Source organism: uncultured Thermanaerothrix sp. (assembly GCF_938028735.1).
GTDB lineage: Bacteria > Chloroflexota > Anaerolineae > Anaerolineales > Anaerolineaceae > Thermanaerothrix.
In genome coordinates this window covers 158,320-171,018 of sequence record NZ_CALIMF010000001.1, presented here as the reverse complement: position 1 = coordinate 171,018, position 12,699 = coordinate 158,320, and the positions used below count along the sequence as shown (strand labels likewise).

Genomic DNA, 12,699 nt, shown 5'->3' with positions numbered 1-12,699 from the left:
CAGGAGCAGATCGAGCAGCGCGTGGCCGAACTCGGCGCCCAAATCACCGCCGATTACCGCGACTCCGACCGCCTGCTTCTCCTCGGCTTGCTGCGCGGCAGCGTGGTCTTTCTCACCGACCTCATGCGCAAAATCAATCGCCCCATGACCATGGACTTTATGCTCGTCTCTTCCTACCGCGGCGCCGAGTCCTCCGGGTTTGTTCGCATCGACGCCGACCACAAAATCAACATCCACAACTGGGACGTGATTCTCGTGGACGATATTATTGATACCGGATACACCATCCACACTGTGCGCAAATTGCTCCTCGAGCGCCAGCCACGTAGCCTGAAGATCTGCGCCCTATTGGATAAGAAAGCCCGCCACAAAGTGGATATTCAGATTGATTACCTGGGCTTCGAGATCCCTGACTATTTCGTGGTTGGCTATGGTTTGGATATTGATGAAAAAGGGCGTAACTTGCCCTACATTGCCGCGGTAGATCTGGAAAAATACCGCGCCCTTTATGGCAACGGTAACCGAAAGTGAAAGGTTTTGCCCATGCCAACGAAAGCCCCTCGCAAAATCGGTATCCTGACCTCTGGTGGCGATAGCCCCGGCATCAATGCCGCCATCCGCGGCATCGGCAAGGCCATCGCCGGCCATTTCAACCTGCAACTAATCGGCTTCCATGATGGCTTTAGCGGCATGGCGCACAATTTGATCATGCCGCTTGAGGGTGAGGCGCTCTCTGGCATTCTCACCACCGGTGGCACCATTCTCGGCACCAACCGCGATAAGCCCTACAGCGCCGAGGAGGAAAATGGCCAACGGGTAGATTACACCGAGAAAATCCTTGAGGTATATCACCAGCATCATTTGGATGGCCTCATCTGCCTGGGCGGCGGCAATACCCAGGAAAGCGCCTACTACCTGCAACAAAAAGGCCTCAACGTCATCACCCTGCCCATTACCATTGACAATGATATTCCCCAAACAGATATGACAGTGGGCTTCAACACGGCGATGGAAATCGCTGCCGAAGCCATAGATCGCCTCCACAGCACTGCTTTCAGTCACCATCGTATCATCATCGTGGAGGTGATGGGGCGCGAAACTGGCTGGCTCACCCTTGGGGCGGGGATCGCTGGCGGTGCCGATGTCATCCTCATCCCCGAAATCCCCTACGACATCCACAAAGTTGCCGAAGCCATTCTTGCACGTAGCCGTCGAGGCAAGCGCTTCAGCCTGGTGGCCGTGGCAGAAGGGGCGATTGCTAAAGAAACGCTGCAATTCTTTGAGCACGCCCGCCAAGCCAACCGCCGTCTGCGCAGCGGTGACGAGGCCGAGGCGGTTGAGACCAGCCTGCAAGAAATTGAGAAGCGTTCGGCGGGGGATACCCTCCACCTGGCTAACCGGTTGCAGGAATTCACTCGCCTGCAAACCCGCGTCACCATCTTGGGTTACCTTCAGCGCGGCGGCGCGCCCTCAGCCTTTGACCGCGTCCTGGCCACCCAACTGGGCACCGCCTGCGCTCACTTGGTCAGCCAAGGACACTACGGCGTCATGGTAGGCATCCAGGGCGGGAGCGTTAAGCCCATTCCCCTGGCACAGGTGGCCGGCAAAATCAAACGCGTGCCGTTGGATCACTCCTGGGTGCACGGGGCGCGCCTGGTAGGCACGTGCCTGGGCGATTGAATCCCTCCTCCCCCTTCGTCCACAATCCCCCATCTTTTCCACCTCCTGCAACTCCTACGCCGGGCACGGGTTTTAACTGGTGACGTACCCCCTTTAGAGTAGGAGAAAACTATGCCTAATCACAACTCTGTTTCATCGACCACAAAACCCATAACCGCCAATCCCCCCTTTGCGGCCTGGCGCTGGCAGGGTGACCCCCACTCTGTTGCACGCGATGAAACCTCGCAGCAGCAATTATTGCTGCACCTCGAACAACCGATTTGGGCTATCACCGACCAGCAAGGTCTGGGCCTAAGTTCTGAGGCCGCGCTAGTTTCCAAAGACCTGGCCGATCCTGAATCCGCTGAGGTATTGGCCTACGCTCCTCCCCTGAGCCCCGAAACCTTGGGCAACCCCGACTTCCGTGCCCGGTTTGGGTTGCGCTATGCCTACTATGCCGGCGCAATGGCGGGGGGCATTGCCTCTGAAGACCTGGTCATCGCACTAGGCAAGGCTGGCTTCATGGGCGCGTTCGGCGCTGCCGGCCTGCTCCCAACGCGGATTGAGCAGGCCATCCAGCGCATTCGTGAAGCACTGCCCGAAGGCCCCTATGCATTCAACCTTATCTTCAGCCCCAACGAGCCGGCACTGGAAGAGCGTACCACACATCTGTATCTTGCCCAGGGCATCCGCACTATCGAGGCCTCGGCTTATGTTGACCTCACGCTCAACCTGGTGCGCTACCGCCTGGCGGGCCTGATTCAAACCCCCCAAGGGGAAATCGTCACCCAAAACCGCATCATCGCCAAAATCTCACGGCGTGAGGTGGCCCAGCGTTTTATGCAGCCCGCACCGGCCGATTTGATTGCTCAGTTGCTCCAGAGTGGACAAATCAGTGAAACTCAGGCCAACCTGGCGCAGTATGTTCCCATGGCCGATGCCATCACCGTCGAAGCCGACTCCGGTGGCCACACTGATAACCGCCCCCTGGTGGGACTAATCCCAACCATGCTGGCCCTGCGTGAGCGCATTCAGGCTCAATATCGTTACTCCCAGCCCATTTTTGTCGGCGCCGCCGGCGGCATCGGCACCCCCGAAGCCGCCCTGGCTGCGTTCATCATGGGCGCCGATTACATTGTTACCGGCTCGATCAATCAATCTTGCGTGGAAGCCGGCACCTCGCCGCATGTCAAACGCTTGCTCGCCCAGGCCGATATGGCCGATGTGATGATGGCGCCTGCAGCCGACATGTTTGAAATGGGTGTCAAGGTGCAATTGCTCAAACGTGGCACCCTCTTCCCCCTACGTGCCCAGAAACTTTATGAACTCTACTCTCGCTATCCCTCACTGGAGGCCTTACCGGCGGAAGAACGCGAGAAACTGGAACGGCAAATTTTCAAACGCGATCTGGAATCCATCTGGCAGGAAACCGTGCAGTATTTCCAGGAACGTGATCCCCGCCAAATCGAACGCGCACAACGCGACCCCCACCAAAGGATGGCATTGGTGTTCCGTTGGTATTTAGGACTTTCCTCGCGCTGGGCTAATCGTGGCGAGCCGGGGCGCGAAATGGACTATCAAATCTGGTGCGGGCCGGCCATGGGCACCTTCAATGCTTGGGTACAGGGTACTTATCTTGAAGCGCCGGAGAGTCGGCGGGTAGCCGATGTGGCACTGCATTTGATGACCGGCTGCGCCTATCTGGCCCGCATCCGCATGTTAGCCCTCCAAGGGGTGCGGTTATCCTCGGCGCTTGCCCGCTATATTCCTCAACAACCTATGCTCTGATGCACTGTACTGACATGCCGCAATGGCACATAAACCAGAGCCTCCGGCCTGGTCTCTGTGCACACGGCCAAGGTGAGCACATTCTGCCCCACCACACACCACCAGGCCTGCCAGGAAGCCTGAACACCGCGCACCGTAATCCTGGCCGCCCGCCAGGAAGGGTCGGGAGATAGCCCCGAGGGCAGGCACACATTGACCCTCCGTGTGTCCCACGTCAGCCCAACCCGCAGGGCCTTCAGTGCCGCCTCTTTCAGACTCCACATCAAAGTAACGGCCAGCGCCGCTTGGGCTACCGACAACCGGTGCAAAAACGCTTGCTCGTCAAGGGTGAAAAAATCCTCGACGAAGGAGCGTGGCCGCGGTTCAATGACTTCCAGGTCAATGCCCAACGCCCAATTGGGCACCGGCGCCACCGCACAAGCCGCCCATCCCTCACGATGGCTGAGCGAAAGTGAAACCGGGAAGGGATTCTCTGGGGAAACCCACACCTGGGGCGAGCCCTGCGCACTGCGCAGGACACTGATGCGTCGCGCCTCAACACCGCGCAATCGCTCATCCACCGTGCGCAGGAGATGCTTAGCCACCCACCGCCCTAGCAACCAGTCGGCACGCCGCCGCGGAAAGCGCAGGCTCTGAAGGTAAATCTGTTCGGCAACCGAGAGGCTATGTTCCAGGAAGGCGGAATCCGCCGGCACGGCTGACCCACCGGCTAGTGTCCAATAAATGCTGACCATTAATTACCCTCCTCCCGATTAATAGCAGCCCGAAACGGTGCCACCCGCATCGCCTCAGCAGCGTAAGGCAGGCGTGCTGTTTGGTAACCCGTCACCTCCATAATCACGCGCCCACGCGCATCCACAACGCGGGCATCAAACCGCCGATTCTCCCCCTGGCTCTGGACTGGAATCACTTCAGCCCACACCGGTTCTTGCCATTCTCGTGCGGTAAAGAGGATTCGTTCAGCCCCAGAAGGTAATGCTAGCACCCCATCTTGGGCCACCTCCCACGTTGCTGCGGTTTGCAACACTAGTTCAAGCAGATGAGGTTGGGTGACCAAGGGCGCCGGACTCAAGGTAGGCAAGTGGGTGTACAAACGCCCCACCGCTCGATGCGGCTCGATCTGCACGGCCTCCAGAACCTGGAAGGCCGGCCCATGGAAGAACAACCGATAAATAGCCTCACGAGGAACAAGACGACTCTCATCCCAGGATGGCACCCCTGTCTCGGGTCCATCGCCTTGCTCGAGGGCCCCTAAATGCACCTTGGCCGTAAAATGGCGCAAGGTTTGGGGTGGCATACCCGCTCGCACCAAAGTGGATTCCAATGTTGCCTGCGCGATAAATCCTTCCCCTACCGGATAGAGATGGATCTGAATGGCAAAACGACGCGGCTGAGAGCGATAAAACTTAAGCGGCGCCATAAACTGGACCTCGGAGAAGCCCTTTACCTGCCATGCAGAGCCTTCCTCCGATGATAGGTTCAGCCAGCGTAATGCCGCCGTCGCAAAACCCTCCAAGCCCATGACCGCCGGCAACAGTGGGATGCCGTTAAGGGCGTGATCGGAGAGATAAGGCGTTTCTTGCGGGTCCAGTTCAACCTCGAAGCGCGCTCCCTCCCAACGATCATATTTGGTCAGCATCCCAGGAAGTCTATGGAGATCACTCCCCGTTAGTGACTTAATCGCTTCAATATCCAGACCGTCATGCTCGCGACGGGGCAGAGTCAGCAAACCAAGCGAGCCGGCCAAAACAACCTCCGGCTGCCCCGAATTGGTGGCTAACTCGCGGTACACCCATCCAGCAGCTTCTTCGGGCTGCATCAGGTCAATCCCCGCACGGCGCATCAGTTCAGGCACATGCCCCCGGCTGGCCATCCCTACTTCGGCCCAGGCCCCCCAATCCAACGCTATAGTCTTCATCCTGGCCGGATGATGGCGTAGCGCCAACATTATCTTGGCCAAAAAGTCGTTCCCGGCACAATAATCCACCTGTCCAGCGTTGCCAAAGCGCCCTGCTATCGAAGTAAAGGCAATCATTGCGCGTGGCCACACACGGTGGTGGTGCAGCGCTTTATAGAGGTGATAAAACCCCTGAGCCTTGACCGCCAGAATCTGGACAAATTCCTCGGGGGGTTTGCTTTCTAAGCGGCGGCTGCGTTCAATTCCTGCGGCATGAATGAGGACATCCAAACGACCCTGCTCACGTATCACGCGCGCTACCACCTCCTCCACAGCCTGAGGATGGGTGACATCAGCAGCCAGATAAGTCATCTCAGCCCCCCAGGAGCGCACTTCATCCAGCAGTTTCAACATGCCATCCGCACGATCCAACGCTGCCAGGTGTTGTTCCACTTCGGCCAAGGAAGGGCGTCTGCCCTCTGCGGCCAAACGTTTGAGCAAGGTCTGGCGCAGGGCTGAACGGTCGCGCCGTAGAAGCACTAAATCGGGGTCTTCAGGAGCAGGCAAGGGGGAACGCCCGATTAGGTAGAATACCCCACGCGTCTGGCGCGCCAGATCGCGCACCACGGCCTGTGTGATTCCACCACTGCCGCCGGTGATTAAGAAGACCGGTTTTTCTCCCCATTCCAGATCCGCAACAGCGTCTAACGGTGCTTCAACCAAAGTAACGCCGTAGCGCTGGCCTTGGTATCGCCCCACTTCGACTATCCCAGGATCATAAAGCAGTTCCTCAATTAACTGCACAGCGATTTCGGCGGCCTCAGCCTGTGGAGCAAAATCCACCACTTTGACCAGAGCATTGGCACGTTCCCAGGCCACGGCTTTGACTAATCCGCTGACTAATCCGCCTAAGGGGGCCGCTAAAGGCTCGCCGGAAAAGCCATGCCGGCCATCTAAGCGTGTGGCCGCAACCACGAACAGCTCTCCTGGCAGAGACTGAAGCAGATCAAACAAGGTCTGCGCCCGGCGCTGCACTTCGGCCTGCCATTGTTCAATTTCCACGGCAGCAAGGTCAGGATGCGGATCCAATCCAGGCAGGAAGAACAAACCGTCTACGGTACCCTCCTGAGCCCACTCCTGAACGCGCGCCTTAGCCTGTTCGGGCACCTCCGCCGAAACCACCAGCACCTTGACCTTGCGCGCGCGCAACCGGCGTGCCAGCGCGGTTCCAACACCTCCCTGATCTTCCACTACAATGACCCGCAGGCCTGCCGCGAGGTCAATCCCGGTAGGCTGACAGAGAGTGGCCCGTGGGCGCAGCACAGCCTGGGGTATACGCCGACGAATGACACTGGTATCCTTTGTAGCGCTTTGCAGCGGCGTAGTCGGAACACCTTCACCCTGCTCAAACGATATTGCTGCAGCCTCGCCAGCCTTCTCGGTTTCAAGTGGAGTGGCTTGCAACGCTACGGCCTCCTGGACAAATGCAATGACCTTGCGCAGAGTGTTATAGTCGCTCAAACGGAGATCTTCGCGCCGCGGAATGCCATATTGCTCGCGCACAGTAGCGAACAATTCAGCCTGTTTCACCGTATCAATCCCCAGATCGGCCTCCAAATCCAAATCCAGGTCCAGCATCTCCTGAGGGTAGCCGGTCTTTTCACTGACTAGAGAAAGCACAAAGGTCCGAATCGCTTCTTCATCAATGGCTCCTGGTCGGCCTGGCGCAGAAGGCGACACCTCCTCTGCCTGGGAAGCGGGAGAGTGTGCCTGGATCGGAAGATGGTCCACCGGGTAGCCCACGCGAGCGGTAACCAGTTCCAGCACTTCAGGGCTCACAGTTTCAGAGGGTAGAGGGCTTACAGATAAGGTCGTGGGCTGTAAATCTGAACTGGCCTGCATCTCAAGCGACTCTCGCACAAACGCGATCACCTTGCGCAAGGTGTTGTAATCCACCAAGCGTAAATCCTCGCGCCGCGGGATACCGTAGCGTTCGCGCACCGCGGCAAAAAGTTCCGCCTGTTTGACCGTATCAATGCCTAAATCGGCCTCTAAATCGAGATCCAGATCAAGCATTTCGGGCGGGTAGCCGGTTTTTTCGCTGACCAGCGCCACCAGCACCGCCTGAATCTCTTCCTCACTGGGTAGCCCTAGGCCGGACTTGGCTGTCCCCCTTTGCTCTTGATCTTCTCCTTCCATGGACGGTCTAAGATACGTTTCAAGCCCCGAGTCGGCTTGGGAAACAGCCCTTGCCACTTGAGGCAGGCTTCCCACCGCCTCGCGCACAAAACCGATCACCTTGCGCAGTGTGTTATAGTCCACCAGACGCACATCCTCACGCCGCGGAATACCGTACTGTTCCCGCACAGCCGCAAACAGCTCTGCCTGCTTGACCGTATCAATCCCTAAGTCCGCCTCCAAGTCCAGATCCAGGTCAAGCATATCCCGCGGATAACCCGTCCTCTCGCTCACTAGGTTCAAGACAAACTCAGTGATCTGATGCTCATCCAATACCGGCAGCGTCGGCTGAGAGGAGGGGAACGGTTCGGGTTGCTGAGGGGATGGTGATGGTTGAAGCGCTTCCATGGTCTCTTCTGGCCCAGTAGCCTCAGCCCACTGCGTTGGCCCCTGACCATATTGCCAGCGCGATTGCAAGGGTGGCCGTTGCGGTGGACCGGCGTGGCGAATGCGTAATGTGCGCTGCACCACCTCTAATTCTGCCCGCTCGTAGCCGGCCAGATCCGCTAACCAGCGCTCGTAAACCCGAGGATCAACTCGTTCTCCGTGCCCATCAATCCGTCGCAACAAGGCCATGGCTACCTGAGATCCAAAACCGGCCCCTAGGCGCAAGGCAAAACGCAGCGGAAAGACACCACCTCGTGAGAGGTTAAGATCTCCCAGTTCTGGATCCGGCTCAAAGCCATCATCAATGTTGGCAATTGGAGGAACACGCCCATATTGCAACGCCTTAACCGCCAAGACGTCTTCAATCCCCACTCCCATCGCATGACCGGTGTAGCCTTTCGTGTTCGCGATCAATATGCGGTTGGCGTGTTCACCAAAGACCTGACGCAAGGCACGGATTTCCGCCGAGGCCGAGCCCCCGCGCGCCGGAGTGTAGGTCTCATGGGAAACAAACACCATATATGGCGCCATCATAGCCCGATGGAGCCCAAAACGCTGTTCGGCTGTGCGCACCACGCGTTCCATGATCTCACTAACGTGGGTTACATCCAATCGGGTGCCGTGATAAGCGCTATTGGCAATATCGGTGGCTAAAACTTCACAAATGCCCCGCATCCCGCGCTCACGCACCGCATCTTCTGACTCCACCACCAACGCCGCAGCCCCCATGCCCATAATCATGCCGTTGCGCCGCCGGTCAAAGGGCAACACCGCCTGACGTAGATCGCCCTCAATTGTGGCCGCGCCACTAGCCATGAGCGAGGCGCCGATCCAGGACATCAAGGGGTTACTGGTCACGTCATCCCCGGCAATGATGATCACACGGCGACAACGCCCCTGCCGAATCCAATCCTCGGCCAATGCCAGGGCATGGGTTGTGCTGGCACAAGCCGCATTGACGTGCGTATTCGGACCGCGCGCGCCGATATACTCGGCAAACTGGGAATGTCCCATCGTTAGCGCCCGAAATACCAAGCGACGATCAAGGTGATAGTCCTGCTCGGCCAATTGACGCTCTAGCGCGGCAATTTGGGCACGTAAAACAGGCACAGCGTTCGGTGCAGTTTCATTGATTGGGTCTACCAAAGCGCGCAAGGCATCCAATTGGCGTTTGAGTGTCTCATACTGATAATAATCTTCAATCTCACGCGCCAGTTCTGAAAGCCCTGGGAAGGCTGAAGCAAAGATCACCCCAGTTTCGTCGGCCAGGGCTGGCGGCAGGCGCCAACGATCTGGCAGGTAGGTTCCCACACTGGTTGGACGATAATGCATCACTAAGGGGATACCGGCATCGCGCAAGGCCTCAATACCGGCCGCAATCGCCAACTGGGTTGAAATATCCAGCGCCTCTACGCGCTCCGCTGGCACACCAAAATCAACACTCAGGTCAAACTGCCCGCGCTGCCCAGCCAGTTTGACGGTCTGCTCGAGATCCTCAACCGGTTGTACCTCGGCGCCGTTATCGCTCTTGATCAGGCGAATAATGCGGCGCTGAAGCAGACTTTGCCGTACCTCCAGCGGCAACGGCTCAATCATGATCTCACCGCGCAATAAGCGCTCAACGTTGTCATCAGCAAACACCGCGCGTTGACGTCCCGGTAGCCCTAAGCCGGCACCGCTGATGACCACCGACCCCGTGAGAGGCAGCCTACCGTCCCTGACGACAAGGGTAGGGGCCGCCTGAGGGGCCAAGGGTGCCGAAGAAACCACCGTAGCTGCCTCAACCGCCGGGGTAACCTGCACAGGCAGTGCGCGTTCCTCAACCCTCTGGGGGAGTACCCCGGCTGCTAATAGACCGGCCAGCGCCTCGTTGAACGAAGCCGGCCCACCCTTGCGCGGATGATTAGTGGCCAGAATCACCACCTCAGAGGCCTTCTCCCTAAGGATGTCGCTCGCTAGTCCGGCCAGAACACGCTTGGGGCCCACCTCCACAAAGATGCGCGCACCGTGGGCGTAGAGAGTTTGCACGCCATGAATAAACTGCACTGGCGAAGCAACCTGACGCGCCAGCAAGTCAAGCATCCTCTCACGCTCAGTCGGGTAGAACTCCCCGGTCACGTTAGAGATAACCGGGATGCGTGGGGGGCGCAGATGCATGCGAGCAATGATTTTCCGCAGGGGTTCGCTAGCCGGAGCGACAATTTGGGTGTGGAAGGCATGGGAGACCGGAATCTTAACCGCCTGGTAGCCCGCAGCCTGCAACGCACGGATGGCGGCATCCACCGCCGCAGTTTCACCCCCGATCACGCTCTGCAACGGGCTGTTGTAATTGGCGACGACGACATAGCCCGGCACCTGACCCAAAATGTGTTCAATCGCTTCCGGGGGTGCAGAGACCGCCGCCATACACCCGTTATCGGCCATAGAGACCCGCGCCATTTCCCGGCCGCGTGCGCTGACAATCTCTAAGGCCTCTGCAAAGGGCAAGGCCTCGGCCGCCACCAAAGCCGCGTACTCTCCCAGGCTGTGTCCAATGGCCATGTCGGGATGGAAGCCGTATTTTGCCAGCAGACGCAGAAGGGCAACGTTGGCTGTCAGCATAGCCGGCTGCGTGACAATCGTGTTACGTAATTCGGCCTCGGCCTGCTTCAGCCGTTCGTCGCCATCTGCGACAAAAATAAAATCACTCAGCGGGCGGCCCAAAATCGGCGTCATGACTGTATCGGCCTCACGGAAGGTTGTAGCCACGACTGGATCAAGATCGTACAAATCCCGCAACATGTTAACGTATTGCGAACCCTGCCCTGGGAAGAGGAATGCTACTTTACCCGGCGCCCCTCGTCCGCGATAGATACCCTGTCCCGCTAAGGCTTGCCAAGTTTCTGGTGCATCTTTCTCCAACGCTGTGAGAGCTTTCTCCAGCCGCTTCACCAGATCCGCTGCATCCGCGTAATCCAGTGCCAAACGTTCAGGTTGGCGAATTTCCTCAAGGGCGGGCGTCTTCCAAGCCGGGGTGCGCCCCGCGCGCGCTTCTTCAAGCACCCCGTGCAACCGTTGGATCAGGGCCGTGCGATCCGAGGCCCCAATAACTAACAAGCCACGATAAGTCGGTAATCCTTCAAGTGCCCCGGTCGTGAGGGATTCCCGAGTGGCTTCCACCTGGGTGACCGCAACCGCCGGAAAGACCTTCTTTTCACTAGTCAGTAACCCCGGAACATACTCCTCAACCACTGCGTGGAAATTGGTTCCCCCAAAGCCAAACGAACTGATCCCCGCACGCCGAATCTCTCCACGCGGGCGCTCCCAGGGACGTAATTCGGTGATCACGTAAAAAGGCAGATGGTCAAAATCAATATTGGGATTGGGGCGGGTAAAGTTAATCGAAGGAGGTAACACCTTTTCATACAACGCAAAGGTTACCTTAAGCAGTGCCGCTGCACCGGCAGCGCTCTTGAGATGACCAATATTGGATTTCACCGATCCCAGAGCGATCGAGGCCACAGGAAGATCGAAAGGATCAAAAATAGCATTCAGACTGTTGACTTCTACCACGTCCCCCACGCGAGTGGACGTGCCGTGTGCCTCAATAAGGGTTGCCGTCGCCGGTGAAAGGCCGGCGTTCTTCCAGGCCCGCTCAATGGCCCGCTGTTGACCGGTGGGGTTGGGCGCCGTGATCCCTTTGCCGCGCCCATCGCTGCTCGATCCCACCCCGCGAATCACGGCATAAATCTTATCGCCATCGCGTTCCGCATCGGCCAAGCGCTTGAGCAAAAATACTGCCGCCCCCTCGCCCATAACGAAACCGTTCGCCCCTTCTGCAAACGGACGCGAGCCATCTGGACTCAACGCACCGATTTTGCAGAACTTAACGTAGGCATCAATGCTCATATTGCCATCCACTCCACCCGTGAGGACGGCGTCAAATTGATAATTGTTCAGTCCCTCGATAGCCGCCTGAAGCGCTGCCAGGGAGGACGCACAGGCGGCATCAGTAATAAAATTAGCCCCAGAGAAATTGAAGACATTAGCGACCCGGCCAGCAATGATGTTGGCCAACTCGCCCGGCATGGTATCTTCGGTGATGGGTGGCAATTTGGCACGAATTTTGGCCGCCACCCCTTCCAACAGAGTACGTTGTACGTCTGGCGGAAGATCGCGGAATACTTCCAGTTCGCGCAGGGCCTCCAGGTATTCCGGTAAACGCACGCGCAGGCTGGTGTTGTATTGGTTCTCACCCGCCATGGAATTACCCAAAATTACTGCCACCCGTGTAGGATCCAGATAACGCTCAGGATAACCGTAATCTAAAAGCGCCTCCCGCGCTGCCGCAATCGCCCATTTTTGGGTATTATCCATGACGGCCAGGACGTTGGGGGGAATAGGAATGCCCCACTTCAACGGTTCGAAGCGAAACTCACGCACCCAGGCGCCAATTTTGGTATAAGTCTTGTCCGGAACTCGAGGGTCAGGATCATAGTAAAGGTCAGGATCCCAGCGCTCGCGGGGCACCTCAGTGACCGAGTAGCGCCCCTGCTTAATGTTTTTCCAAAAGGTCGGCGCATCGGGGGCATCGGGCAAGATGGCACCTACCCCCACGATAGCCACCGCTTTGGTCTCACTCATACTTGCTCCTCCTCAACGATTATGTATGAAATGCCTTATAGCGCAAACCTGCGCCGATGTTTCTCTCAAAAGGCGTACTTTGATAACAGCATGCGCGGAGAAAGATT

Annotated in this window: 5 protein-coding genes; 3 read left to right on the top strand and 2 right to left on the bottom strand. The window is 58.0% G+C overall.

The features are described from left to right. The 3 genes from hpt to Q0721_RS00710 form a co-directional block, all read left to right on the top strand. Window positions 1-531, top strand: a 531-nt coding sequence (gene hpt, locus Q0721_RS00720; RefSeq protein WP_299024277.1) for a hypoxanthine phosphoribosyltransferase, incomplete at its 5' end; no start/stop codon positions are given. A gap of 12 nt (window positions 532-543) precedes the next feature. Continuing rightward, window positions 544-1,680, top strand: coding sequence for an ATP-dependent 6-phosphofructokinase (locus Q0721_RS00715; protein WP_299024275.1), 1,137 nt, complete (start codon window positions 544-546; stop codon window positions 1,678-1,680). A gap of 111 nt (window positions 1,681-1,791) precedes the next feature. Then, window positions 1,792-3,447: a PfaD family polyunsaturated fatty acid/polyketide biosynthesis protein gene (locus tag Q0721_RS00710; protein WP_299024272.1), complete on the top strand. Its 1,656-nt coding sequence runs from the start codon at window positions 1,792-1,794 to the stop codon at window positions 3,445-3,447. Here the strand turns inward: Q0721_RS00710 and Q0721_RS00705 are convergent. Continuing rightward, entirely contained in the window at window positions 3,429-4,181 is a 753-nt protein-coding gene (locus Q0721_RS00705; protein WP_299024270.1) for a 4'-phosphopantetheinyl transferase superfamily protein, read from the bottom strand. The two genes, Q0721_RS00710 and Q0721_RS00705, sit on opposite strands and share 19 nt — an antisense overlap. Next, window positions 4,181-12,592, bottom strand: a complete 8,412-nt coding sequence (locus Q0721_RS00700) for a type I polyketide synthase (RefSeq protein ID WP_299024268.1) — start codon at window positions 12,590-12,592, stop codon at window positions 4,181-4,183. The genes Q0721_RS00705 and Q0721_RS00700 overlap by 1 nt, the downstream gene beginning before the upstream one ends. Window positions 12,593-12,699 lie beyond the last annotated feature (107 nt).

Coding starts and splice junctions, on each gene's coding strand:
- Q0721_RS00715 (WP_299024275.1), top strand. CDS start 544: ATGCCAACGAAAGCCCCTCGCAAAATCGGTATCCTGACCTCTGGTGGC.
- Q0721_RS00700 (WP_299024268.1), bottom strand. CDS start 12,592: ATGAGTGAGACCAAAGCGGTGGCTATCGTGGGGGTAGGTGCCATCTTG.
- Q0721_RS00705 (WP_299024270.1), bottom strand. CDS start 4,181: ATGGTCAGCATTTATTGGACACTAGCCGGTGGGTCAGCCGTGCCGGCG.
- Q0721_RS00710 (WP_299024272.1), top strand. CDS start 1,792: ATGCCTAATCACAACTCTGTTTCATCGACCACAAAACCCATAACCGCC.